The organism is Ruegeria sp. HKCCD7181 (assembly GCF_057221055.1).
This window is the reverse complement of the sequence record NZ_JBWVBC010000009.1, coordinates 61601-85925: the sequence shown is the minus strand read 5'-3', so window position 1 is coordinate 85925 and position 24325 is coordinate 61601. Positions and strand designations below refer to the sequence as shown.

Sequence of the window (24325 nt, the reverse complement as noted above, 5' to 3'; positions counted from 1 at the left end):
CCTTCAGCCCGAGGGCAGAACGTCATCGCTGCCGACCCGCATCGAGTTCTTGGCGCGCCGGTCACTAATCGGCGTCACACCAAAAGTTTCGCGATAATGTCGCATAAACGCACCGGGCGTGGCATATCCGACCATATAGGCAACTTCGGCGATCGGGTCGTTGGTGTATAGAACCAGTTGCCTCGCTTGGTTCATCCGCATCTTACGGTAGTAGCTTAGCGGGCTTTGGCCTGTTGCCTTTTTGAATCCGCGTTCCAGTGACCGCGGTGACAGGCCGACTGCCTCGGCCACTTCGCTGATCTGGATCGGGCTTTCGATATGTTCGGCAAAATGCTGAATGGCGCGTGCGACCTGTTTTGGCAGCAAGTCCTGGCTTTTGGCGGTAGAGATTGCGGGAACCTTCTGCGACATGGCCGCGCTGCGGATGAAAGGATGCTGAAACCAGCAGGCGACCTCGGCCATGATGTCGCCACCAAGCCGTTCTTCGATCAACGTGAGCATATGGTCAAACACGGCGGATGCACCGGAAATGGTTGTGAATGCGCCTTCATCGTGAATGACGGTGCCCTGTATCGGGATTTCAGGAAACTCGGCCCGAAAGGCGGCCTCGTAACACCAATGAACCGAGAGCGGGTGAGCTCCGGTCAGCTGCGTTCTGGCCAACGGAAACACGCCGCCGCTGATCGCACCGAGGCGCGTTTTGTTGCGCAACATTCTTTGAAGAGCAGCGTTTGCTTTGGAGGGTTTGGTAAATTTACCGTTGGGGCTGGAGGCAAATAACAAGTGATCTAGCGATTGTAACTCTGCCAAGGTGCAATCAGGTGCAAAGGTAACCCCAGCAGAGGATTGCACTGGCTCGTTGCTTTCAGCAATCACTGTCCAGCTGAACGCGTCCTGACCCGAGATCTCATTGGCTGCTCGCAATGGTTCGATGCAAGAGGTCAGACACGCCATGGGGAACCCGGGAAAGACCAGGATGCCAAGCGATGTGGTGTTTGTAGCTTCTGACATTTTCAGATCATTACCTCTTTGTGCCTATTCCCGATGGGCGCATCAGGTGATCGAATGGAGTCATCTTGTCCGCAGTCATTTTTACAGATTCAGCAGATGTTTTCATTCAATTGAAAGGCGTACCCGATGTAGTTTCCTTGCACATAGCCAACGGCTGCAATATTGTTGCGCACCTGTGCTTCTGCAAATCCGAAGTCTGCTTGATCAATGCGTCACATACTTCTGGCCCCACTATATGTTCCAAGCGGCGCCAAACGCTGGATGCTTGGACGTACGCCAGTTTCCAGAGTTTCCACAGCGACGTGACCAAGGATTGCAGGCGCTGGTTCAGTTCCACGTACTGCTGAGACTCAGGACGTTCTCTCAGGACCAGAGCACGTTTATGGATCGAGAGCACTTCGTCGCGGTGGTGAGTTTCAGCAGCGACCGGTGACAGCTCTCCGATCATATTGGCCAGTACCATTCTCATTTCGCAAAGGTGCCGTTTGAGCTCGTCCGAAAGCTTGGTAACCACCGTCCCGACACCGTTGCGTGTTTCGTCCAGCCCAAGATGACCGACGTGTGCGATCGCATCTCTGGCAGGTTTTCTGCTTACGCCAAATTCCTTGGCAAGCACAGCCACTTTCAAACGGTCGCCAAGCCGGTAGAACGCAAAGCGGATAGGTTCAAGAGTTTGCTCCTGAATCTGATCTACAGTCGATTTATCGGGTGAATCGTTTCGCAATTCCGCAGGGGTCAAGGCTTTGGACCTTCTGTGTTAGCAGGGGCTGGTCTTTTGATCTCAGATCAGGGTTCCTTCAACAATCTCAGCCTTTCTTACCATGATTGGATTTCAGACCCGGACCAAAGCAGCAATGGCAAAGGCAAGAGCTAATTCTACATTCAACGTTTCTCAATTCGGAAGCGCCAGGACGCTGGTGAGCGTCGATGTCGTGATCAGTACGAATAGAATAATTACTGCTTCGATCTCGACCGAGCGCGCGAGTTGACGCGCCGCCTCGGCTTCTCCGGCCTGTATGGCTGGAACGAAACGGAGCTTGTTTACAGCGGCCAAGCTCAGGACCGCTGCCACAAGCAGAACTTTGACCAACAAAGCTTGACCATAACCAGTCAGGAAGAGGGCATTCAGAGTACCCAATAGTGACCAGGCCATCCAAAGCCCTGCCAAGATCAGGGCCGGGACTATCAGGGAAGCGGCTTGCCCGAACCTGTATCCCAGCAGCCCTGCGTTTTCCGATTGCTCAGGCTGGCGAGACATACCCCACAGCGGGCCAAGGACCCCAATCCAAAATGCTATACCCAGAAGGTGCAGCAGGAGGAGGAGACGGAATCCGGTACGGTCCAACGCAGGAACGTGCCCTATCTGCACAAAGGACCATAGGGCCAAGATACCGCCAGCAAGGGCAATCCAATGGCCAAAGCGTGGGATGAACAGTCCTGCAATGATCAATGCAGAGCCAGCAACACGGTAGATTAGGGCGTCACCAACTGAGGTTTGCCACAGCAATCCAAGCATCTCCGGATCGGTCAAACCGTGAATTTCGCCCGCCAATGCGGCTCCGCGCAACATGAACCCAACGATTGTCGCAGTAAGCGCAAGCGCTGCCAGGAAGATGGCCAGCTTCCGCATTCGGCTAAACTGCGGAGCCACTAAGCCGGGATACACGCATCTGATGATCATAAGCCCCGTCGACCCCGCGAAGCCGACATGAAGCATCGTCTTCACGAGGATCGCGGCCATTCCCCAGAGGTCTGGCATTTTCATTGTACAGTAAGGGAGAATTCGCCCTACATTACGTGGCCGTCTTCACCCAAACCGCGCCACTCAATGAGATAAGTCCCAGCGCCGCGTCCCTGAATAGGTATCATGAACACCTGATCAAAGCTCGTCTGACCGATCAAATCGAGTTGAACAGGTGGGTCATCTTCATGGGCTAACTCTACTCGGGTCAGACGAATGTTCTTCGTAAAGTTGAGAGCAATTTCACTCGGTGCATTCGCAATCTTTGTACCGTCGGCCGGTGTTGTTGTTTCCACACTGGAATGTGCAAAAGCGGCACTGGCAAACCCCACTATCAAGGCAAATACGACGACCTTTTTCATGGTGTTTTCCTTAGTTTATTCCGTTGGCACGCTGGATTTCACGAATGTATGCGATCACCATGGCCACGTCACCACGTGTCAGGCCTTCTACGGGCAGCATATCTCCAAATTGCCAGTGATGGCTTCTGACACCCACGGCGACAGCACGCTGAAAGGCCTCATCAGCGTGATGGTTTGGTTCGTAGATGATGTGGATCAACGGTGGTCCAACTCCTTCTTTACCAACTGCGTTGGTTCCGTGGCAGGACGCACAGGAATTTTCAAAGATGCGCTGGCCAATCGCGGCATTGCCTTCAATGCTTGGCAATTGAATTTCAACCATGGCGCCGTCTTCAGATGGTGCGGATTGCGTGATTAGCTTAGCGGGTTCGGGGCGAAGGGCCGCGTATGCAGCCGCGGCGGCCGCGGCGAAAGCGCCAAGTATGAGGATTTTTCGGTTCATGGAGTGATCCCAACCTAATGAAAACGGAATAGGCCGCAATTTTTCAGCGACCACATTTTTAGCTGATCACATTCGTGAACAGCGAAGTTCATTCGGTTTAAAAGTTAGGCGGCTTAAAAGGATTATCTGTGCCAGTCCGATGTGCGAGGGCCTGGAAACGGAAAGCCAAATCAATCTCGATCAGGTTCAGAACCGCATCTGGACTCAGAGGGGTAACTGCCAATACGTGGCACAAAGACGGGTTGCACTCGTCGTGATCTGCGCTGTTGGGCTCGTTTTGATTGCCGTGGTTGAGCCCCACATGAAGGCCATCGACCGACGCGGAGATATGTTCATCACAATGTGCGCCAACGCAATCGTTTGACAAAGCGTGCGCAACGCCGCCGATCCCGGTCAAGATGACTAGAATACCAACCAAAAGCGCCGATGTGATTTGGCGTATGAACATAGGCGGGGAAACTATTGCACTAACCGGGGCAATACAATGCCAGTATCACGTGTCCAACCAAATTACGGCGATTGCGTTTTGAAGAACGTGTAAACCATACACGTGTTGCAATGGCCGAATTGCCAGTTCACTTTTCTGCAAGGATTTTTCGGATATTTCACACATTCAACGCTACGACTGATGACGCTGAATGGTTTCACTATTCCCGGAACTGGAATGCTGGCGCAGTATCAATTGTCGCAAAAGGGGGGGCTCGGCCCGATCCTTACTTTGGTGTAAGCCGAGAGAGGGTCTGCCATGGACGACTCAGCAGTCGTCGCAACCGGTTTCTTTGCGTTGGTAGTCCACGATATTGCCCCTTGCATCCACTGAAAAGTCGCAGCAGTTTTCAAAGAGCTTACGCAATTGTCGCCGGCTGGCTTGGACTTGGGACTTGAGAGTTGAGTAGCTTACGCCAAGCTCTGCCGCATAGTCCTTTTGCGATACGCCTTGCATATCTATCCGGTGTAACAATTGACCCATACCAGGCGGCAGTGCGTCAATGAATGGGACAACACAGTTTTCCAGGACATGTTGGTCGCTCTTACTCAGATCGTCGTACCACAGATCTTCTGGGTGAATCGCTGCAGAACGCCCGTTGCTCCGATAGAAATCAGTGATTGTGTTGTTCGCGATCTGAAAAAGCCATGCTTTCAAGTTTTCGACTTTGTCGAGGCCGCTGATGCCCTTGTGAGTTTTTAGCAGGATACTCTGAAGCAAATCGTCAGCGTCATCAGGGTTGGATACCTTCGAACGAAGGAATGCCAGCAAACTGGTGCGGTACTCTGACCATATTCTCTCAAGATCCGGGTTCGCTTGTTTCATTGGTACAGGTTCCTTGAGTTCCGTGTGCGTCTTCAAAACAAACAACAATATCAGCGATTTTTTTCCTGAAAGGTTCGTCTTTTCGCGTCGACGCTCGTCTTACAAGTCAGATCAACCAAGAAGGACCACAGACATGATCAAGATCGTTAGTTTCAAAATCTGCCCATTCGTTCAGCGCGTTACAGCATTGCTGGAGGCCAAGCAGATTCCCTATGATATTGAATATATTGACCTGAAGAACAAGCCCGAGTGGTTTCTGGACATGTCCCCTACAGGCCAGGTGCCACTGCTGATAACCGCGAGCGGTCGACCGCTGTTCGAGTCAGACGCGATTGTAGAATATATAGATGAAGTCACTGCCCCGCTACAGGATGGTTTGACACCGGAGCAACGCGCGATAAATCGGGCATGGAGCTATCAAGCCACCAAACACTATCTGACGCAGTGCAGTACAATGCAGAGCGCAGACAAAGACCTGTTTGACGAACGTATGGCGAAACTCGGCAAGTCCTTTGACAAGGCAGAACGTCAATTGGGACACGGCCCTTTTTTCTCAGGCAAAACTTTGGGGAACGTGGATATCGCCTGGTTGCCACTGTTGCATCGCGCGGCCATTGTTGAGAAGCACAGTGGTTACGACATGCTCACCAATTACCCGAAGGTAAAAGCCTGGCAGCAAACTCTGTTGAACAGCGGCATCCCCGTGAAGTCAGTGCCGGAAGACTTTCATCAAAGGTTCTCGGACTTTTATTTGGCTGAACGGACCTGGCTGGGGCGCGGAGCCAATCTGAACGAACCACCAGGCGAGCCCTCACAATCCAATACGAGCGGGTGCTGCGGTTGACCCTTTCCGTCAAGTCCCGCCCATTTGCCATGTGCAGGTGGGCGGGCGCATAGTTGGACAAATGACAAGACACAAAACCGAGGGAAAAATGGACAAATGGGTCGTGGGTGCTATCACCAAGATCAACGCAGACGCACACAGGTCAGCGGATACGCACCTGTTCAAGCTGTCGGTTCCAAACCTGGATGGGGTGGATATCTACCTAAAGGATGAAAGCACCCATCCGACCGGTAGCCTGAAACACAGGCTAGCTCGGTCTCTTTTTCTTTACGCCTTGTGCAACGGCAAGATCAAAGAAGGCACGACGATCATTGAGGCATCTTCGGGCAGCACGGCGGTTTCCGAGGCTTATTTTGCACGCATGATCGGTGTGCCATTCATCGCAGTCATCCCCAAAAGTACAGCTCACAGCAAAATTCGACTGATTGAGTTTTATGGTGGTCAAACGCATTTCGTGGACACGGCGTCCGAAATGCACGGTACATCGGTCGAACTGGCAAATTCTATCGGCGGGTACTTCATGGATCAGTTTACCTATGCCGAGCGCGCAACTGATTGGCGTGGTAACAATAACATTGCCGAAAGCATTTTCCGGCAAATGGAATGCGAGCCGCATCCCGTACCAACGACGCTGGTGATGAGCGCAGGCACCGGCGGAACTTCAGCCACGCTGGGCCGGTACCTCCGGTACCGTGGATTCGATACTGCCCTGACGGTCGTCGATCCTGAGAATTCTGTGTTCTACGACAGCTACCAGACCGGAGATCGAACTCTGACGTCAGACCGGTCCAGCAGGATTGAAGGTATTGGTCGACCCAAAGTCGAAAATTCTTTCCAACCGGATGTCATTGACCGGATGATCAAAGTACCCGATGCGGCGAGTGTGGCCACGATGCTTTGGCTGGAAAAACAGATTGGCCGGCGGCCAGGTGCCTCAACCGGGACCAACCTTTGGGGGACACTCCAGACCGCCAATGAGATGATGCGTAACAACGAGAAGGGGTCGATCGTCTCGCTGCTGTGTGACAGTGGTGACCGATATCTGGACACCTACTATGACCCGGATTGGGTCAGTGCACATATTGGAGATATCCGGCCTTTTTCTGAAGACCTGGAATGCTGGTCTACTCCTAGGTGATGATCTTATTAAGTGTTCGTGCGCTTTCAGAAAACGACACAGCCCTTTGCCCTATGAAAGAAGGAGTATTGTGGGATACGGTTGTTGGCTGACGGGCTGGTCACGGACATCGAGACTGGCCTTGACGGTGCCGATACTCTCGGTTGATCAGTTGGACGTTATGCTCAAGCGCATCGCGATTGACTATTTTGACTTGCTTCACGTTTCTCGCAATGCCGAGGACTTCATTTCAGGGATTACTGCATCAAATCAGTTAGAGCTGGAGCTCGGAGCTCGCCGAAAAACAATAGTTCTCTCCGGGATCGAAAAGCCAACGCGAACCAGATCAAAGGACGGGTCCGGCCGACTGTCAGCTATGGGGGGCAGATCGCAATTCGATCCGAACGCACTTTTACTTAAGCGCCGCGATTTGTTGGGTTGAAGCATTCGTTTGATTTTTTTGTTGCCGAAACCGGTTTCGGAGCAAACAAATGAACAAATGATGACGAATCCCAAGATGCAGAAATACGATACACCACTCCGGCGAACCTCTGTTGCCCAGAGGGTGAAGCTGGACGAACTGGCGGACCATCTTGGTTTGTCAAAGAGTACTGTGTCCCGCGCATTGAACGGATACTCGGACATTTCGGATGCAACGCGAAAGAGAGTAGAGACCACCGCGCGGAAGATGGGCTATCGGCCGCTGAGCCACGCGCAGGCTATTCGAACAGGCAAAGTGCGGGCCATTGCCATGGTCATCAACAGCGAAGAACCAGACCGGCACAATCCGTTTCTTCAGGACTTTCTTGCGGGCGCCTGTGAAGCGGCAAGTTCATTTGATTGGACCATGACGATATCTACAGCAAAGTCCGAAAAGGACATGCTCACGGTGTTGGGGCGACTTGTAGAAGAACGCAAGGCTGACGGGTTCATCCTGCCTCGGACAGAAGTTAGCGACGCGCGTGTCGAATACCTTAGGGAGTTGAAGGTTCCTTTTATCCTCTACGGTCGGACAGGATATGGGCAATCGGATCCTCAGGATGACACATCCTGGTTTGATATCTCCGGCGAAACGGCAATCCGTAATGCGGTCGATCGTTTGGTCGGTTTTGGCCATAGCCGCATCGGTTACGTCGGAAGCGATCCGAAGTTCAACTATAGCCACCTGCGCCGTGACGGTTATGTCGAAGGATTGCGATCCGCCGGCTTACCTGTCGATTCAAAGTTGGTTCGGGATGGTGCGCGTACGCGCGAAGAAGGGGCAGTGGAAGCAAAGGCGCTATTGAAGCTGAAACACCCACCGACTGCCATAGTATTTGCGACTGATTTGGCAGCACTGGGTTGTTATCCGGTTTGCGCTAACCTGGGCCTCGAAATCGGACATGACGTTTCCGTCATCGGATATGACGGCATCCCTGAATGCCAATACGTCAATCCGAGGCTGACAACCTTCAGTGTAGACTCTCAGCGGGCAGGCGAACGCCTTGCCACGCTGCTTATCCGCCAGACACGAGGCGAAGAGCCTGCAAACTTACGCGAACTCAGCGACGCTGTCCTAATCGAGGGTGAATCTGATGGGCCACCGCAGCTTACACCCGAGGAACTGGCGCGAAAGGCTGAACAATTCAATGATCATTAGCGGGGAGGAGACCGACTATGAAGCTTACACATAACGCGTCCAGACTGATGCTTGGAACATCTCTGGCGCTGATTTTGACAGCCGTGTCCGCTCAGGCGGATACAATTCGGTTTTGGACGACTGAGGAACAGCCCGAGCGACTGGCAAAGCAACAGGAAATGGCGGACCAGTTCAAAGCGGAAACCGGAACATCTGTTGAGGTAATCCCGGTTACTGAAACCGATCTCGGTACACGCGCAACAGCGGCCTTTGCGGCCGGTGATTTGCCGGATGTGGTTTATCACCCGTTGCAGTACGCATTGCCGTGGGCAGAAGCAGGGATTTTGGACACCGAAGCAGCAACCGAAGTGGTCGAGGACCTTGGCGCCGACACTTTTGCGCCCGGCGCGTTGGCCATGGCAGCATTTAACGGCGAAACGGCTTCCGTACCCGTTGACGGCTGGACCCAAATGGTCGTCTACCGCAAGGATTTGTTTGACGAAAACGGGTTGGACGCGCCCAGTTCCTTTGCTGCAGTCGAGGCTGCGCTTGAGGCGTTGCACAACCCACCGGAGATGTACGGTTTCGTTGCTGCCACAAAAGTGGACGAGAACTTTATGAGTCAGGTGCTGGAACACGTCTTTCTTGCGAACGGCGTCAGCCCGGTCGGTCCGGACGGATTCCAACCGCTTGACGAGGCAAAGACCGCTGAAGTCCTGGACTTCTACAAGGCCATTGCCAAAGCATCGCCTCCGGGTGAGCTGTATTGGAAACAGTCACGCGAGTTGTACTTCGACGGCAAGGCGGCGATGATCATCTGGTCCCCGTTCATTCTGGACGAGTTGGCTGGTCTGCGCGACAGCGCTCCGCCGACGATCAACGACGACCCTACTTCGCGCGACCTGGCCGCCAAGACGGGGATTGTGACCAACTTTTCAGGCCCGTCCAACCCGGATGGCGCGGCTTGGGGTGACGTACGGTACTTTGGCATTACCAATGATGCAGATACCGATGCGGCCATTGATTTCGTCAAATACGCCATGGATCAGGGCTATACCCAAACATTGGCCATCGCGCCCGAAGGCAAATTCCCGGTTCGTCGTGGTAATGCCGACAACCCGACCGCATTCTCCGAGGCCTGGGCAGAACTGCCTGTTGGCGTAGACCGCAAGGCGCCTCTGGGCGAACTCTATGACCAGACGATGATCGACGAAATTGTCGGTGGTCTGGATGTTGCTCAGCGCTGGGGTGTGACCGAAGGTCAGCTCTCGCTGGCGTCTAAAATGATTAACAGCCAGGCGATCAACCGCGTTGTCCGCCAGTACATTGATGATGAAGTCGACGCTGCCGCCGCTGTTGCTGCGATGAACGAAGAACTCGCCAAGGTTCAGTAAACCCGGCCCGTTTTTCACGCGGCGGCGTTCGCGCCGCTGCCCCAACCCTTTGAGGTATCCCATGTCTTCGGCCATTCCCCCGACCGGCACGGGAGCGCTTGCGAAACGCGAGGCACGTTTGGCATGGGCGCTTCTGGCTCCGACCGTGATCAGCGTGTCACTTGTGGTGATCCTGCCCCTGTTTGCCATCATCTGGATTAGCTTCAAGCCCTTTACCCTGTCCGACCTGCGTCCGCCTGCACCAGTTGTTCGCGAAAGCTTGCGTGGATCGGGGGATGACTTGCGGATCGAGTACCGCTTGCGCAACTCGAGTCAGGAGATTGCCATCGCGGGCGTAACCATCAGCGACACACTTCCAGAGGGCGTGACGCCAACAGCAGAAATAGTGGCACCTTGCCAGTTGGAGGGTCGGAACCTATTCTGCGACTTCGGCAGTCTCGAGGGCGGTCAACGCGAACGCATCCGTATTCCGGTTGCAATTGATGGCGACACTGACACCTTCGAGGAGTTGGTTGAAGGGTCGGAACCGACACTTACTGGCAGTGGCCCCAGCATACTGACCAATTTCGAATTCAGCCTTGAGAACTTTGCACGCGTCTTTGATGGCTCGGAATTCTGGGGCGTTCTGTGGGTTACTTTGTTCTATACCGTCTTTGGCACCATCGGGGCTTTGGTTATGGGGTTGTTCGCGGCCTTGCTGCTGAACAAAAGCTTCAGGGGGCAGGGGGTCATCCGCGGTCTCTACCTTTTCCCCTATGTTGCTCCGGTCATCGCCGTTGCATTCACCTGGGTCACGCTGTTTGATCCGTTTTCAGGCTCGGCTAATGCATTGTTGGTTCAAATGGGGCTAAGCAGCGACCCGATCAACTTTTTCGGTGAACGTCCACTGGCGCTGATCATGGTCACAGTCTTCGAGATATGGCGCTATTTTCCACTGTCGTTCCTGTTCATCCTGGCGCGGATGCAGTCCATCGACTCGAGCATGTACGAGGCGGCAGATATGGATGGTGCCTCTCCATTTCAAAAGTTCTGGCTGCTGAGCATTCCGCAATTGTTGGGCATCCTATCGGTATTGTTCCTGTTGCGCTTCATTTGGACGTTCAACAAGTTCGACGACATTTTCCTGCTGACTGGCGGCAATGCAGGCACTCGCACTTTGACCGTGAATGTCTATGAACAGGCCTTCGCGATCTCAAATATCGGTGCCGGCGCCGCTGTGGCCGTCGTGATCTTGTTGTGCCTGATTGCGTTCAGCTTTGTCTTCTTTCGGTTCATCAGCCGTGAGGAGGGTTTGTGATGCGCAATGGCTTTGTAACTGGGCCGGTTCTGGGCGCACTGTGGCTGGTGGTGATTGCCACTACCGTCGCGGTCACCATGTCTTTTGCCACCGGCGCGGCATTCCGCCCACAAGTTTTGATGAGCCTGTTGTGGGGCGCGATTATCGGCCTGACTTCTGTCCGGTTCCCGGCCCGATATGCGCCGGTGCGACTTGGCGTAGCCGCGTTAGCTGGCCTGTCATGTCTGACTGGGTTCGGCCCAGTATTGATCGGACCCGAAACCTCGGTTCAGGCGACACTAATCACGGTAATTGCGATCGCAGCGGTTATGCAGGTTTCTATGGCTGAAATCCTCAAAGAGGTACCTTTCGGGGAACTGACTCGGCATGAGTTCGAAGATGCGGTGATCCGCTTTTGCACCGGCTTCGGCTACATCTTCTTCACCGCAATCGTGGTCATCCCGTTCTATGTGATGGTGATGACCAGCTTGAAATCTCAGCAGGCTTTGTTGCAGAACCCGCTCGATTTCTCGGTCGACTTTAGTCAGGGAACAGCTCTGTTCCGCAGCTATACCGAGCTGTTTCGCGACTTCAATTTCGGAACGTACCTGTGGACTTCGTTCTATGTTTCGGTCCTGACGGTATTCATAACACTGCTGTTCAGCGTACCTGGGGCCTATGCGGTGGCTCGGTTCCGGTTCCAGGGGCAAAAGGCGTTCTCGCGCTCGATCCTGTTGATCTACATGGTGCCGATGATTGTTCTGGCGCTGCCGATTTATATCGCCTTCTCGTTGACTGGGCTGCGCAACTCGATCCTGGGTATCGTAATGATCTACCCGGTCACGACGATCCCGGTGGCGCTTTATATGCTGCAGGGTTACTTTCGCGGCCTGCCAACCGAAGTGGAAGAGGCCGGCCTTATGGATGGCCTGTCGCGCCTTGCCGTGATCTGGAAGATCACTTTGCCACTCAGCCTGCCGGCGCTGGCCTCGGTATCGCTATATGTCTTCATGATCGCATGGAATGAATTCCTGCTGGCCTTCATGCTGCTGGATGACCCGTCGAAATTTACCCTGACCCGAGGCGTCACGATGCTGAATTCCTCAGAAATTCCCCGTCAGCACCTGATGGCCGGTGCCGTCATTGCCACTGTCCCGATCATGGCGCTGTTTCTGGGGCTTGAACGTTTCATGACAAAGGGCCTGACTGCGGGGTCCGTCAAAGGATGACACAGATGAACCAGCATACGAATCCAGATCGCGAAGCGCGCAATATCCTGATTGCCAATGATCGCGGCGGTTACACTATCCCGACCGAGGGGTTGTATCCGTATCAGTGGAACTGGGATAGCGCGATCGCCGCGCTTGGCTTTGCCGAGTTTGACATCAACCGGGCCTGGACCGAAATCGAAACGCTGTTTACCGGCCAATGGGATGACGGCATGGTGCCGCATATCTTGTTCCACCAGCAGGACGACGGGTACTATCCCGGTCCGGATGTCTGGGGCTGCAGCGGTCCAATCCCGTCCTCCGGTATCATCCAACCCCCCATTGCCGCGACGATGGCGCGTAAGATCTGGGAGCAGGATACCGAGGTTGGTGACGCGCGCCTTCGGGCACTGTTTCCTAAAATGTTGGCATGGCACCGTTGGATCATGAAATGGCGCCTTGATGATCAGGGGGCTGTCTGCACAACCCATCCTTGGGAGGCAGGTCGTGACAATGCGCCCGATTGGGACAAGGCGATGGCGCGGGTGGATGCCTCTGATGTGGGTGAGTATCAACGCCGCGACACAAGTCACGTGAACAGTGAAGATCGACCGACAAAGTTCGACTATGATCGCTACATCAAACTGGTTCAGATCGGCCGGCAGGTAAAATGGGATCAACAGGCTCTTTTATCCCGGAATCCGTTTCGTGTAGCCGATCCGACGATGACATTCACAACGCTTCGCGCCGCGAGGGACTTGCTGGCAGTCAGCGAACAACTTGGTCTGGATGCAGGCACTTTGAGCATTGATATCTCAAAACTCGAACAAGGTGCACATTCACTTTGGAACGAGGATCTGGGCTTTTTCGACTCCCGCGACGCACACACAGGGGAATGGGCCGGCAGCATCTCGAACGCTTCATATCTGTGTTGGTACGCGGGTATTGAATCCGCAAAGATGCTGGAGCGTTTGCAATCGGTATTGGCAACCGTTCCCTATCCAGTTCCAAGCTACGATACGTCCATGCCGAATTTTGATGCGCGCAGATATTGGCGCGGTCCGACATGGGCCTTCATGAACATGATGATTGCGTTCGGATTGGCCGAAATGGGCCACGTGCAACAAGTAGAAGAGCTTCGCCGAAAGACCGCAGATCTGATCTCGATCTACGGGTTTGCAGAGTATTTCGACCCCATTTCTGGAAACCCCGCCGGGGGCAATGCATTCACCTGGACAGCCGCGGTCTGGCTTCACTGGGCAGGGAGGAACTAATGGGCAGCATTGAACTTAAGTCCGTCGAAAAATGGTTTGGCTCTGCGCAGGTCATCAAAGGCATCGACCTCAAGATTGAAGAGGGAGAATTTGTTGTCTTTGTCGGCCCATCGGGCTGTGGGAAATCTACTCTGTTGCGCATGATCGGGGGTCTCGAAGACATCTCGCGGGGGGCATTACTGATCAACGGCAACGATGTTACGGATCATCCACCCTCCAAGCGAGGGCTGACAATGGTGTTCCAATCCTATGCGCTTTACCCACATCTGACCGTTGCCGAAAACATGGGCTTTTCGCTCAAGGTTGCTGGTGTCCAGAAAACGGAAATAAACGAGCAGGTCAATAAGGCGGCCGATGTCCTTAAACTGGGACCATTTCTGGAACGACGACCGAAAGATCTTTCCGGCGGGCAGCGGCAACGGGTTGCCATTGGCCGTTCTATCGTGCGTGACCCCACGGCTTTTCTATTCGATGAGCCGCTCTCGAATCTTGATGCGGCTCTTCGCGTCGAGATGCGCTACGAAATTGCAAAGCTGCATCAGAATCTGAAGCGTACGATGATTTACGTGACGCATGATCAGGTTGAGGCAATGACACTTGCCGATCGGATCGTCGTTCTGGAATTTGGTAAGATTGCGCAGGTGGGTACGCCTCGTCAGCTTTATGAAAGCCCCGCCAATCTATTTGTGGCACAGTTCATTGGCAGCCCGAAAATGAACATCCTGCCATGCACGACACAAAATGGCAGGTACAGCCTAAAACAAGGTGGCAGTGGTGATTTCGCTCTGCCCGGTGAAGCCACTGATCTCGGTATTCGACCCGAGCATATCGGCGTGGTCGCGGCTGGCGAAGGTCAAAGCGATGGTGTCATCGAGGTTATCGAATATCTGGGGGCAGACACGTTTCTGATCGTTGATTGTGGTGTGGAGGAGAAAGTAACGGTTCGCCTTAACGGGGATACGAATCTTGAGCCTGGGGCTAGGATTGGCCTGCAATTTCCTTCGGAAAAACTACATTTCTTTGATGAAAACGGGCGGGCGCTGGTATCCGCTGACTAGCTGGTTCCGTTGGTTTGAAACTCCAAAAGAAAGAAAAATGAGGTGCGCCATCTGCGGTTTGGACGTTAGGTCGGGAATCTGAGTGCGGGCAGCCTGCAAACCCTGCGGTCTTAGCGATGACTTCTTGCGTCAACTATGCTCCGGCTCTCGGGTCGTGGCTTACGACAAACGGAACAAGTTAGGATATTCAGCCTGCCAATGAGGCTGAGCGTCGTAATAAGGTGCAAATCACAACCGGCGAGGAAGGCTGAGCGTCAGACTTGCGCCTTTGGAAACGTTGTTAATTGACAGTTGGCCATTGTGGCGTTGCGCAACGGCCAAAGCGATTGAAAGCCCAAGTCCACTGCCTGCTGAATGGTCCAGCTGAGTGAAGCGACGAAATGCCATTTCACTTTGTTCTGGTAAAAGGCCTCTGCCGTCATCTGTTATCGTAACTGATGCGCGATCCGGGTCACCAGTCAACACTACTGAAATTTTGCTAAGGGGCTCGCCGCCATGTTTCAATGAGTTGTCCAACAGGTTCTTAATCGCCTCGCTCAGAAATACTCTATCGCCAGGCACAAGTATCCTCTCAGCCGGTATCGACACGTCGAAATCGACGCCCATGGCGAGTACCTGTACACCCATATCTGCGCAGACCTCTTCGACAACTCTGCAGAGATCCACTTCTTCCAAACGGTCTTGATGGGATGGTTGTCTGAGCCGCTCAAGGGACAAAAGCTGCTCGGCGACAGTTGCCGAGTTCTTCGCGGCCTTCACCAGTTCGGCGATGCGCTTTTCCTTGTCATCATCGGTATTTGCATCCTGCAATGCTTCGGCCATTGATTGCACGGCCGCCGCCGGATTGCGCAGCTGATGTGCAGCTTCTGAGATGAAGGTTTGGTGGTCGCTGATACTCTTTTCCACCTGGCCGAACAATCTGTTCAGTGTTCTTACGACGCCCTCTACCTCGGATGGGACAGGCCGCCGGATCACGCTGAGATCGTCCGGCGAACGCAAAGCAATTGCGCTCTGCAAGTCGAGCAGGGGACGCAGGCCGCGTTTGACGCCGAACCACACGACAAGAGCAAGGGTTATTAATAGTGCACCCATCAGGATTGCGGCGCGTATCGACAATTGATTGGCGAAGGATTGGCGGTCAGCCATCAGTTGCCACACGGTGACTGTCGCATCACCCACCAGATTGTCCAAAGTGACGCGCTCGGTCATTCGGAGGACGCGGACAGGTTCATTGCGGTAGATCGCTTCGAAAAAATCGGGTTTGTATGGGTCCTGAGATTCACTGGCCCCGGACACGGGCGGGTAGGCATATCCCGTAACGTAGTATCCTCCGGGTCCCGTGACGTGATAGAAAACTTCGCCTCCAGAGGCGTCGCGGATCATGTTGCGCGTCGACGGTAACAGAGCATCGCCGCCAGATATTGCCACGTCGCGCGAAATCGCGAGGCCTGCTGCCAGCAGGCTGTCGTCAAAAAGCTCTTCGGTCGTGTTTTGCGCCACCATGACGCGCCAGAAGCCCAATACCACCGACAGCAACACCAATGGCGTCAAAATAAGAAGAAAAAGACGCAGTCTGAGTGATCTGGTCCTGATCACTTCTGTACCTCGAGCAGATAGCCCAGCCCGCGCGCGGTTTTGATTCCGATGCCGAATTCCTTCAGCCGCTTACGCAAACGAGAGACATGCGGTTCAACCGCCGTGTCGTCCACATCTGCACCAACGCCGTACACATGATCGGTCAGTTGACCTTTGGACACAATGCGACCGCGCCGTTCCAGTAGGCATTCCAGCACCGCCATCTCGCGTCGTGGAACGTCAAGAACCGTACCCTGCGAACTGACCTGACGGTTGGCACGGTCAAATTCCAGCCCACCCACTTGTTCTCGCACACCGTAGTCAAGGTCCTTGCGGCGTGACAGAGCACGAATGCGCGCTTCAAGTTCGTCCATCTCGAAAGGTTTGACCAGGTAGTCGTCGGCGCCCATATCCAGCCCGGTGACCCGGTCGCTTGTTTCTGACCGTGCTGTCAACAGGATGACTGGTGTACTTTCGCCGCGCTGACGCAGCGCATGCAGGATATTCAGCCCTGAACGGCCGGGCAGGTTGATGTCCAGCACAATCAGATCGGCGCCTTCGTGCATCAGGAACGTGTCCGCCTGATCGCCATCGTGCAGGACATCCGCAGAATGCCCTCGATCCCGCAGGCGATAGGCAATGGCGTTGGCAAGGGTTTCGTTGTCCTCGATGATGACGATCCGCATCCGTGCTCCCGCAAGTTTCACGCAAGGTTGGCCCCTCATGATTGCCAGATGGGAGGGGGAATCAACCCCACAGTTTCATTTGCGATCACGGTGGCGCGAAAGGCACCGTCGTGGTTGTTTGGTCAACAGGGAGGAACCAATGACCAATTCCAACTTCACCCGCCGTGCCGTCGTGGGGCTGATCGCCGCCGCAGGTCTCGCCGCGCCCGCTGCCGCTGAGGTCGATTTCTCGGGCAAGACCGTCGAATGGGTCATTCCGTTCTCGGAAACAGGGGGTTCAGCAAAATGGGCAAATTTCTTTGCCCCGCTTCTGTCCGAGGCGCTACCGGGCCAACCGACCGTTGTCGTGAAATTCATGCCGGGTGCCGGGTCGACCAAAGGCGCAAACTGGTTCCAAGAGCAAAATCATGAGGATGGAACCCTACTGTTCGGGACGTCCGGATCGACTCAATTTCCTTACCTTCTGAGCGACCCGCGCGTGCGTTACGAATATAATGACTGGATACCGGTTATGGCATCGGGGACGGGTGGTGTTGCTTATATCAACCCTGAAGATGGCGCCAAATTTGATGGCTCTGCAAACGGGCTCAAAGACACCAGTTTTATCTATGGCTCGCAGGGGGCAACCCGTCTTGACCTGGTGCCGCTGCTGGCCTGGCAAATGCTGGGTATGAATGTAGAACCGGTTTTCGGTATCAAAGGTCGGGGTGACGGCCGTCTGATGTTCGAGCGTGGCGAGGCCAATATCGATTACCAGACCTCATCCGGCTACCTGGGGGGCTCAGTGCCTCTGGTCGAAGCGGGCCAAGCTGTACCAATGATGACCTGGGGCGCCCTGGACGCGGATGGCAACATCGTACGCGACCCGACATTTCCAGAGATCCCGACATTCAAGGAAGTTTGCGAAGCCACTGACGGTTGCGAAACCAGCGGCGAGGCTTGGGACGCTTGGAAGGCGTTCTTCGTCGCCGGTTTCCCTGTTCAGAAACTTGCATTCCTTCCGGGCGACACACCTCAGGACGTCGTCGATACATACACAGCTGCATTCCAGGCTGTCACAGAGCGCGCGGATTTTGGCGAGATTTCATCTAAGCGCGTAGGTAAATACCCCGTGTTTGTCGGTGATGGCTCTAAAGCCGCACTGCAGACTGCGACCAACGTTGATGACAATGCCAAGGCCTATGTCCTGAACTGGCTCAAAGAAGCCTATGGCGTGGAATTAAACTGAGCCGAACGCTCACGGCGCGTGCCCTGAACTCAGGGCGCGCTCTTTTCAAATAATATCAAAAGATATGAAAGGCGGCCGCTATGGAGGTTTTCGCCACAGCTCTTCCTGCGCTTGGTGATGCGTGGAGTCTGATCCTGCAACCTGTTGTTCTGGGTTATCTGGTTCTCGGAGTCGTCATGGGGCTAGCCGTTGGGGTTTTTCCGGGGCTCGGTGGTATTGCAGGATTGTCCCTGTTGCTGCCTTTCATGTTTGGAATGGACCCAATCCTGGGTCTGGCGTTGATGATCGGGATGGTCGCGGTTGTTCCGACATCCGATACGTTCGCGTCGGTTCTGATGGGCATACCGGGCAGCTCGGCTTCTCAGGCCACTGTCCTGGATGGGTTCCCGATGGCCAAAAAAGGTGAGGCCGCGCGGGCCCTGTCAGCGGCCTTTGCGTCATCATTGTTTGGCGGGCTGGTCGGCGCAACTTTCCTGACAATGTTTATTCTGGTCGCAAGGCCGATTGTCCTGGCATTCGGTCTGCCAGAGATGTTGATGATCACAATCCTGGGCCTTTCAATGGTTGCCATTCTCGCTGGTCGCATTCCGCTGAAAGGAGTAGCGGCTGCCGGACTTGGCTTGATGGTCGGAACAATCGGCGAGGCGGATGCCGGCGGATCGCTGCGTATGGCGACCTATGACATTCCATACCTCACGGATGGGTTGAAGCTCGTCATCGTGGGTTTAGGCATTTTCGCCGTGCCTGAAATCGTCTCGCTGCTTAGGCAGGATCGTTCAATTGCCAAAGGGGCTTCACTTGGAGCCGGTTGGTTGGACGGCGTCAAAGACTGGTTCGCCAATATCTGGCTTTCAGTTAGGTGTTCAATCATTGGCGTAGTCGTCGGCGTCATACCTGGGCTGGGAGGATCGGTCGTCGACTGGATCGCTTATGGTCACACCGTTCAATCAACCAGAGACAAGAGCAATTTCGGCAGCGGCGAAGTCCGTGGCGTGATCGGCCCGGAAAGTTCGAACAATGCGAAGGAAGGCGGTGGTCTGGTGCCAACGCTTCTGTTCGGTATTCCCGGGTCGGGTTCGATGGCGATCTTTATTGGTGCGGTTGCCCTGCTGGGGTCAGGCGATATTGAAGTCGGACCGAGCATGCTTCAGGACAATCTCGACATCACGTATTCGATTGTCTGGCTGTTGGCTCTGGCCAATGTCGTCGGCACAATTCTTTGTATTGCAGCCTCGGGCGGTATCGCAAAGCTGACCACAATCCGTTTCACGTATCTGGCGCCGTTCCTGTTCATGCTGATCAGTTTCGCTGCCTTTCAATCGGGTCAGAACTTCGAAGATTTGCTGGCCCTTTTTGTCATCGGGTTGATTGGCATTTTCCTACGCCGCTTTGATTGGTCGCGTCCGGCCTTTCTGATCGGCTTCGTACTTTCAAACCCGGTGGAAAAATTCACGAACCAAGCTTTCCAAATCGCATCGTTCCGTTTCCGCAAGAGCTTTGAAGAGGGAATGGAGTACGTTTTCAGCCCCATCGTAATTGTGCTTATCGTCGTCACCGTCATCTCAGTCATTCTGGGCATCCGCCAGGCAAAAATGATAATGGCCGAGGGCGATGTGCAGTCAGGTAGCAAACGCGCGCCATTGATCTTCCTATTGTCGATTATGGCGTATCTGATTGTCGCCCTGGTCAACGCTAATGCGATCCCCGATTACAACATGACTGACAAGATCATACCGCTGGTGATCGGAGGCGTTTCGCTGCTTTGTTGTGTGATCCTGCTGATCCAGATGATGCGGCGGCCTGAAGGCGATGCGATATTCGCCGACAAGGAAGTCGCTGGTGAAGACGCCAGTGCACCCCATGGTCTCTGGTCTACATTGGCTTGGTTTGCAGCGCTGATTGCGGCCACTTGGGTCGTGGGCTTTATCCTCGCTCTGATCGGATTCCTGATCGGGTTCCTCCGTGTTCGCGCCGGATCCAGCTGGCAGATGACGCTGATCCTGACTGCCTGTGGCATCGGATTCATGTGCTTCATGGCGGGTGCGTTGAACCGGGACTTCCCTCCAGGGCTGCTGCAGGACATGGTGAGCTTGCCGTGGCCCCTGAAATGAGTGATCCCCTCAAGTTGCGCTGCCTCGAAGGTGACGGCGTAGGTCCAGAAATCACGGCCGCATCACTGGCGTTTCCGCATGCGGCCAAACCCAACCTGTGTCGGGACCTCGAGATCGAGCATCAGGAATTAGGTATCGCGGCTCTGGCGGCGAACCGGTCGACAATTCCGAACTCTGTTTTCGCTGCCGCAAAAGCGGAAGATGGCTTTATTCTTGGATCCGTTAATCACAACGATTATCCGCCGGTAGAGAAAGGCAGCCGTAACCCTTCGGGCGTCCAGCGCAAGGAATTGGAGTTGCACGACAATCTCTGCCCAGTCATGACAGGGTTTGGGGTGGATGTGCCGTCGAATAAATCGTTCGATCTCGCGGAAACTTGTTCAGCTCAACATGTGACAGCGTTCCACGAAACAAACGCAATGCGTTTGTTCGACGAGATTTTCCTGGACTGTACCCGGTCCATAACGGCCGAGTATCCCTGCATCGCCTGCGATGAATTGCATGTAGATGCCACCGCCGCTGATCTTATTCCCTCATCTGTGGGCACCGCTCTAACCGTGCCAGAAACGCGACATCGCGATCTGCATGGCGGACTTGAGGCGCGTGAAATCACCGAAGTTCACATAAAGCTCATCACGGAGGTTACGCGGTGACACAAACAGCAATCCCTTATGTTTTCATACGCGGAGGCACCTCGCGCGGTCCGTATTTTCATCGGCCCGCTCTACCGGTCGATCTGGAAACTCTGACTGAAGTACTGATCGCAGCGGTAGGGGCCGGGCATCCACTTAACATCGATGGGATCGGTGGTGGCGCGGCAGTTACGACAAAAGTCGCCATGCTGTCTGTCAGCGACGACGACTGGGCCGACATCGACTATTTCTTTGCGCAGGTTTCAGTGGAAGACAAGCTTGTCGATTTCAAACCTACCTGCGGGAATATACTTTCTGGGGTCGGTCCGGCGGCGATCGAAATGGGTTTGATTAAGCCACAAGGCGACGAAACCGAAATTCGTATTCGTGCAGTCAACACAGGCGCACAAGTCGTGGCCAAGGTGCAGACACCGGGTGGTGACCTGACTTATGATGGCAACACCGAGATTGCAGGGGTTCCGGGGCATGCGGCACCGGTGCAACTGAGCTTCATGGGGGTTGTAGGGTCATCCACGGGCGCCTTTTTACCCACTGGAAAGCTGCGCAACACTATTCAAGGGATTGAATTAACCTGCATGGATGTCGCGATGCCCATGGCTATTGCGCGCGCTGCGGATTTTGGTTTGACAGGCCATGAGAGCGCCGAAGAACTGGATGCCAACCGAAGTTTCTTTGAACGTATGGAAACCGTGCGGATCGAAGCAGGGCATTTGATGGGTATGGGCGATGTCTCGCAATCCGTGACACCGAAGTTCGGATTGTTCGCGCCAGCCAAAGACGGTGGGACCGTTGCGGTGCGGTACTTCATGCCCTGGAAAACGCACCCGACAATGGCGGTCACCGGTGCTCAATGCATGGCGTCGTGTGCCCTGACTCCGGGAACTGTCGCAGATGGCCTTCTGGATCGAATGGATTCACGCCCAGCCGAAGTCATACTAGAGCACGCATCTGGAAAAATTGACGTCCTTGTGGACTATGAAACCGACAATGGGTTTGTCCTGAATGCGGCAGGTTTGGTTCGTACAGCGCGTAAGCTTGCAGATGGGCAAATTTATGTGCCGCGCAGCGTGTGGGGCGGGCATTGATCGGATTTCCTAAAAATAGTATACCTTGGTATACAATTTGGGAGGCCACAATGGACACGTATTCTGAATGCATAGACATTGCCCGGCAGGAACTTAAGTTGGCTCTGGCCGCATTGCGGCGCGACATGGCGGAATACCCGACACCAATCGCCGGATGTGACGAGCAATTCAACTATTTGCTGGACCAGAGCCAGCGTGTTCGCAATGCGCTGGCGGCACTTGAGGCTCCGCATTTCGTACCAACGCCCAGGAAGCTGGAACTAGGGCGGGGCATCGAAAACCGATGAAGGTGCACATTCTTGATGATTGGTTTGACACCCTGCGCAACTTGCCTTGTTTTGCGAAGCTATCTGGTCAGGATGTCACGGTTTGGACAGATCACGTCGAAGACACGTTTCAACTTGCTGCGCGCCTTCAGGATGCGGACGTGCTCGTTCTCTTTCGTGAGCGAACAAAGGTTACCCGCGACCTGCTCGAGAATCTGCCGAATTTAAAGCTTATCAGTCAGCGCAGCGTATATCCGCACGTGGATGTGCAAGCTTGTACAGATCACGGCGTCCTGCTGTGTTCGAACATGCATAGCGGCACACCTTCTTATGCTGCGGCAGAGTTGACTTGGGCTTTGATCATGGCGGGGATGCGCGATTTGCCGGCTCAGATGGCGTCGGCCAAAGCCGGACGATGGCAGGCAGGTGTCGGCAAAACGCTAAGGGGTCGGCAGTTGGGCCTGTACGGCTACGGCCGAATTGCGCGCGCAGTTGCGGGTTATGCCGAGGCGTTTGGAATGAAAGTCGTTTGGTGGTCGTCTGAAGAGGGGAGATCGCGGGCGAAAGGAGATGGTGCATGCGTCGCCCGCAACCGCCAAGCCTTCTTTTCAGAAAGTGACGTCGTTTCTGTGCACGTACGACTCAAACCGGAAACAATGGGTATAATCACTCCGGTCGATTTTGCAGCCATGCAACCCGCATCTCTTTTCGTGAACACTTCGCGAGCCGGATTGATCGCTCCCGGTGCACTGCTTGACGCGCTCAATGCCGGGCATCCAGGTAAAGCAGCAATTGATGTATTTGACACGGAACCGATGACTGAGCCCAGCGACCCGCTGTTGTCTCATTCAAACTTGATTGCGACGCCCCATATCGGCTTTGTCACAGAAGACGAGTTCGACCTGCAGTTCGCGGACATCTTCGATCAGGTCATCGCCTATGCGAAAGGAGCACCGACCCATATGATCAATCCCGAGGTTTGGACCAGCGCAAAATGAGATTGGCAACAATTGGTGCGCCGATGATCACCAGCACAATCCGTGTCAGGTGGTGGGTGATCACAAAGCCCAGATCCGCACCGGAAACGATAGCCAGCACTGTCATTTCTGCCTGACCGCCCGGAGCAAAGGCGAGGAAAGCTTCGACCGGGTGGCCAAGCCCAAGCGTTGTGACAACCGCTGTGAAAGCTGCCGCAAGAATAGCCAGCACGACCACGTATGCGACGCCTGCTGCAACAATCCGCCGTAATTCTGCCAGCGTCACACCCACGAACTGAACGCCAATTCCGCAACCGATGAAGAACTGGGCCATGAGAATCGCCTCACGCGGCGGTCGTGAATGTATGAGATCCGAAAGCGACAAGGCAGCAGTCAGGATCATAGGGCCTAGAATAGACGCGCCAAACAGTCCAATTTTCTCTCCGCCCTTCCATCCAGCGATCGCTGCCATGATCATCAATAACAGTTCGTGAACCGGCAAATCGCGTGCGGGTTCACCAATGGGGTTCGTCAGCTCGGCGCCGTAAAACACCGTTAGAAACAGGGGTGCTAATGTGACAATGATCAGAACGCGTGTGCCATGAATCAATGACAAAGTCCGCGGGTTCGCACCGGCCTCGGTGCCAAAGATGACCATATCCTGTAACCCGCCGGGCATCGCCGCATAAAACGCGGTTTTGTCGTCAAATCCCCAGATCTTGCGAAAAAATGGCACGCCAACCAGCCCGATCAGGATGATGAAGAACGGGACCAGCGTGATCGACGCCGCCATCTTCGGCAGCTCCGCAAATAATGCAGGTGTGATCGAAGCCCCTACGGCGACGCCAAGGATTGTACGGGCTCCGACTGAAACCTGACCGAACCCTTTAAGTGGAGCATGGGCCAATGCTGCGATCAGGCAGGCGGACATCGGGCCAAACAAGAACGGCAAAGGCAGGTCCAGCGCCCAAAACACCAGTGTGCCCAATACCGCAAGACTGATGGTGAACAACCTCTGCAACACCTGTGTTTTTTGGGCGGACAAAATGGGGTTTCCGTTTCGGTTGACTCGCTATGTATCCAAGTG

At 54.5% G+C, this 24325-nt stretch carries 23 protein-coding genes; 14 read left to right on the top strand and 9 right to left on the bottom strand.

What is annotated here, in order from left to right; genetic code table 11:
* Positions 1-3 precede the first annotated feature (3 nt).
* The 6 genes from AC2TCY_RS17125 to sigZ form a co-directional block, all read right to left on the bottom strand.
* Positions 4-1011, bottom strand: coding sequence for a GlxA family transcriptional regulator (locus AC2TCY_RS17125; RefSeq protein ID WP_480849170.1), 1008 nt, complete (start codon positions 1009-1011; stop codon positions 4-6).
* A 106-nt stretch (positions 1012-1117) separates the two neighbouring features.
* Positions 1118-1750 (bottom strand): GntR family transcriptional regulator, encoded by a 633-nt coding sequence (locus tag AC2TCY_RS17120; protein ID WP_480849169.1) that lies wholly within the window; start codon positions 1748-1750, stop codon positions 1118-1120.
* A gap of 153 nt (positions 1751-1903) precedes the next feature.
* Positions 1904-2641, bottom strand: a complete 738-nt coding sequence (locus tag AC2TCY_RS17115) for a copper resistance D family protein (protein ID WP_480849167.1) — start codon at positions 2639-2641, stop codon at positions 1904-1906.
* Between the two features lie 158 nt (positions 2642-2799).
* The gene (locus tag AC2TCY_RS17110; RefSeq protein ID WP_480849166.1) at positions 2800-3114 is read right to left on the bottom strand and encodes a copper resistance CopC family protein; all 315 of its coding nucleotides are present in this window, start codon (positions 3112-3114) and stop codon (positions 2800-2802) included.
* A 10-nt stretch (positions 3115-3124) separates the two neighbouring features.
* Complete coding sequence (locus AC2TCY_RS17105) at positions 3125-3556, bottom strand: cytochrome c (RefSeq protein WP_480849164.1); 432 nt, start codon at positions 3554-3556, stop codon at positions 3125-3127.
* Between the two features lie 754 nt (positions 3557-4310).
* Positions 4311-4868 (bottom strand): RNA polymerase sigma factor SigZ, encoded by a 558-nt coding sequence (sigZ, locus tag AC2TCY_RS17100; protein ID WP_480849163.1) that lies wholly within the window; start codon positions 4866-4868, stop codon positions 4311-4313.
* A 133-nt stretch (positions 4869-5001) separates the two neighbouring features.
* On the opposite strand from sigZ, the gene AC2TCY_RS17095 reads away from it, so the two are divergent.
* The 8 genes from AC2TCY_RS17095 to AC2TCY_RS17060 all read left to right on the top strand — a co-directional run bounded on the left by AC2TCY_RS17095 (position 5002) and on the right by AC2TCY_RS17060 (position 14657).
* A complete protein-coding gene (locus AC2TCY_RS17095) occupies positions 5002-5712 on the top strand; it encodes a glutathione S-transferase family protein (protein ID WP_480849161.1) in 711 nt (236 codons plus the stop codon).
* A gap of 88 nt (positions 5713-5800) precedes the next feature.
* Positions 5801-6850 (top strand): PLP-dependent cysteine synthase family protein, encoded by a 1050-nt coding sequence (locus AC2TCY_RS17090; RefSeq protein ID WP_480849159.1) that lies wholly within the window; start codon positions 5801-5803, stop codon positions 6848-6850.
* Positions 6851-7331: 481 nt separating this feature from the next.
* Complete coding sequence (locus tag AC2TCY_RS17085) at positions 7332-8468, top strand: LacI family DNA-binding transcriptional regulator (protein WP_480849158.1); 1137 nt, start codon at positions 7332-7334, stop codon at positions 8466-8468.
* A 17-nt stretch (positions 8469-8485) separates the two neighbouring features.
* The gene (locus AC2TCY_RS17080) at positions 8486-9841 is read left to right on the top strand and encodes an ABC transporter substrate-binding protein (RefSeq protein ID WP_480849156.1); all 1356 of its coding nucleotides are present in this window, start codon (positions 8486-8488) and stop codon (positions 9839-9841) included.
* 61 nt (positions 9842-9902) lie between these two features.
* Positions 9903-11138: a carbohydrate ABC transporter permease gene (locus tag AC2TCY_RS17075; protein WP_480849155.1), complete on the top strand. Its 1236-nt coding sequence runs from the start codon at positions 9903-9905 to the stop codon at positions 11136-11138.
* Complete coding sequence (locus tag AC2TCY_RS17070) at positions 11138-12346, top strand: carbohydrate ABC transporter permease (RefSeq protein WP_480849153.1); 1209 nt, start codon at positions 11138-11140, stop codon at positions 12344-12346. Before AC2TCY_RS17075 ends, AC2TCY_RS17070 begins: the two co-directional genes overlap by 1 nt.
* Before the next feature lie 5 nt (positions 12347-12351).
* Entirely contained in the window at positions 12352-13599 is a 1248-nt protein-coding gene (locus AC2TCY_RS17065) for an MGH1-like glycoside hydrolase domain-containing protein (protein WP_480849152.1), read from the top strand.
* The gene (locus AC2TCY_RS17060; protein ID WP_480849150.1) at positions 13599-14657 is read left to right on the top strand and encodes an ABC transporter ATP-binding protein; all 1059 of its coding nucleotides are present in this window, start codon (positions 13599-13601) and stop codon (positions 14655-14657) included. The genes AC2TCY_RS17065 and AC2TCY_RS17060 overlap by 1 nt, the downstream gene beginning before the upstream one ends.
* Before the next feature lie 228 nt (positions 14658-14885).
* On the opposite strand, the gene AC2TCY_RS17055 is transcribed toward AC2TCY_RS17060, so the two are convergent.
* Complete coding sequence (locus tag AC2TCY_RS17055) at positions 14886-16253, bottom strand: sensor histidine kinase (RefSeq protein WP_480849149.1); 1368 nt, start codon at positions 16251-16253, stop codon at positions 14886-14888.
* The gene (locus AC2TCY_RS17050) at positions 16250-16918 is read right to left on the bottom strand and encodes a response regulator transcription factor (protein WP_480849148.1); all 669 of its coding nucleotides are present in this window, start codon (positions 16916-16918) and stop codon (positions 16250-16252) included. The genes AC2TCY_RS17055 and AC2TCY_RS17050 overlap by 4 nt, the downstream gene beginning before the upstream one ends.
* 139 nt (positions 16919-17057) lie before the next feature.
* Between AC2TCY_RS17050 and AC2TCY_RS17045 the strand changes: the two genes are divergently transcribed.
* The 6 genes from AC2TCY_RS17045 (at position 17058) to AC2TCY_RS17020 (ending at position 23259) form a co-directional block, all read left to right on the top strand.
* Positions 17058-18146, top strand: coding sequence for a tricarboxylate transporter (locus AC2TCY_RS17045; RefSeq protein ID WP_480849147.1), 1089 nt, complete (start codon positions 17058-17060; stop codon positions 18144-18146).
* Positions 18147-18226: 80 nt separating this feature from the next.
* Positions 18227-20257, top strand: a complete 2031-nt coding sequence (locus tag AC2TCY_RS17040; protein WP_480849145.1) for a tripartite tricarboxylate transporter permease — start codon at positions 18227-18229, stop codon at positions 20255-20257.
* A complete protein-coding gene (locus AC2TCY_RS17035) occupies positions 20254-20910 on the top strand; it encodes an isocitrate/isopropylmalate family dehydrogenase (protein WP_480849143.1) in 657 nt (218 codons plus the stop codon). The genes AC2TCY_RS17040 and AC2TCY_RS17035 overlap by 4 nt, the downstream gene beginning before the upstream one ends.
* Positions 20907-21995 (top strand): 4-oxalomesaconate tautomerase, encoded by a 1089-nt coding sequence (locus AC2TCY_RS17030; protein WP_480849141.1) that lies wholly within the window; start codon positions 20907-20909, stop codon positions 21993-21995. Before AC2TCY_RS17035 ends, AC2TCY_RS17030 begins: the two co-directional genes overlap by 4 nt.
* A 50-nt stretch (positions 21996-22045) precedes the next feature.
* Positions 22046-22282 carry a hypothetical protein gene (locus AC2TCY_RS17025; protein WP_480849140.1) on the top strand — a complete coding sequence of 79 codons (237 nt, stop codon included), beginning with the start codon at positions 22046-22048 and terminating at the stop codon, positions 22280-22282.
* Positions 22279-23259 (top strand): D-2-hydroxyacid dehydrogenase family protein, encoded by a 981-nt coding sequence (locus tag AC2TCY_RS17020; protein WP_480849139.1) that lies wholly within the window; start codon positions 22279-22281, stop codon positions 23257-23259. Before AC2TCY_RS17025 ends, AC2TCY_RS17020 begins: the two co-directional genes overlap by 4 nt.
* Here AC2TCY_RS17020 and AC2TCY_RS17015 read toward each other — a convergent pair.
* Positions 23228-24283, bottom strand: a complete 1056-nt coding sequence (locus tag AC2TCY_RS17015; protein ID WP_480849137.1) for an AbrB family transcriptional regulator — start codon at positions 24281-24283, stop codon at positions 23228-23230. The two genes, AC2TCY_RS17020 and AC2TCY_RS17015, sit on opposite strands and share 32 nt — an antisense overlap.
* Positions 24284-24325: the final 42 nt, after the last annotated feature.

Bases quoted from the DNA above. Each gene is read 5' to 3' on its own strand.
- AC2TCY_RS17125 (WP_480849170.1), bottom strand. From the start codon at position 1,011: ATGTCAGAAGCTACAAACACCACATCGCTTGGCATCCTGGTCTTTCCC.
- AC2TCY_RS17115 (WP_480849167.1), bottom strand. From the start codon at position 2,641: ATGCGGAAGCTGGCCATCTTCCTGGCAGCGCTTGCGCTTACTGCGACA.
- AC2TCY_RS17110 (WP_480849166.1), bottom strand. From the start codon at position 3,114: ATGAAAAAGGTCGTCGTATTTGCCTTGATAGTGGGGTTTGCCAGTGCC.
- AC2TCY_RS17105 (WP_480849164.1), bottom strand. From the start codon at position 3,556: ATGAACCGAAAAATCCTCATACTTGGCGCTTTCGCCGCGGCCGCCGCG.
- sigZ (WP_480849163.1), bottom strand. From the start codon at position 4,868: ATGAAACAAGCGAACCCGGATCTTGAGAGAATATGGTCAGAGTACCGC.
- AC2TCY_RS17095 (WP_480849161.1), top strand. From the start codon at position 5,002: ATGATCAAGATCGTTAGTTTCAAAATCTGCCCATTCGTTCAGCGCGTT.
- AC2TCY_RS17090 (WP_480849159.1), top strand. From the start codon at position 5,801: ATGGACAAATGGGTCGTGGGTGCTATCACCAAGATCAACGCAGACGCA.
- AC2TCY_RS17085 (WP_480849158.1), top strand. From the start codon at position 7,332: ATGACGAATCCCAAGATGCAGAAATACGATACACCACTCCGGCGAACC.
- AC2TCY_RS17080 (WP_480849156.1), top strand. From the start codon at position 8,486: ATGAAGCTTACACATAACGCGTCCAGACTGATGCTTGGAACATCTCTG.
- AC2TCY_RS17075 (WP_480849155.1), top strand. From the start codon at position 9,903: ATGTCTTCGGCCATTCCCCCGACCGGCACGGGAGCGCTTGCGAAACGC.
- AC2TCY_RS17070 (WP_480849153.1), top strand. From the start codon at position 11,138: ATGCGCAATGGCTTTGTAACTGGGCCGGTTCTGGGCGCACTGTGGCTG.
- AC2TCY_RS17065 (WP_480849152.1), top strand. From the start codon at position 12,352: ATGAACCAGCATACGAATCCAGATCGCGAAGCGCGCAATATCCTGATT.
- AC2TCY_RS17060 (WP_480849150.1), top strand. From the start codon at position 13,599: ATGGGCAGCATTGAACTTAAGTCCGTCGAAAAATGGTTTGGCTCTGCG.
- AC2TCY_RS17050 (WP_480849148.1), bottom strand. From the start codon at position 16,918: ATGCGGATCGTCATCATCGAGGACAACGAAACCCTTGCCAACGCCATT.
- AC2TCY_RS17045 (WP_480849147.1), top strand. From the start codon at position 17,058: ATGACCAATTCCAACTTCACCCGCCGTGCCGTCGTGGGGCTGATCGCC.
- AC2TCY_RS17040 (WP_480849145.1), top strand. From the start codon at position 18,227: ATGGAGGTTTTCGCCACAGCTCTTCCTGCGCTTGGTGATGCGTGGAGT.
- AC2TCY_RS17035 (WP_480849143.1), top strand. From the start codon at position 20,254: ATGAGTGATCCCCTCAAGTTGCGCTGCCTCGAAGGTGACGGCGTAGGT.
- AC2TCY_RS17025 (WP_480849140.1), top strand. From the start codon at position 22,046: ATGGACACGTATTCTGAATGCATAGACATTGCCCGGCAGGAACTTAAG.
- AC2TCY_RS17020 (WP_480849139.1), top strand. From the start codon at position 22,279: ATGAAGGTGCACATTCTTGATGATTGGTTTGACACCCTGCGCAACTTG.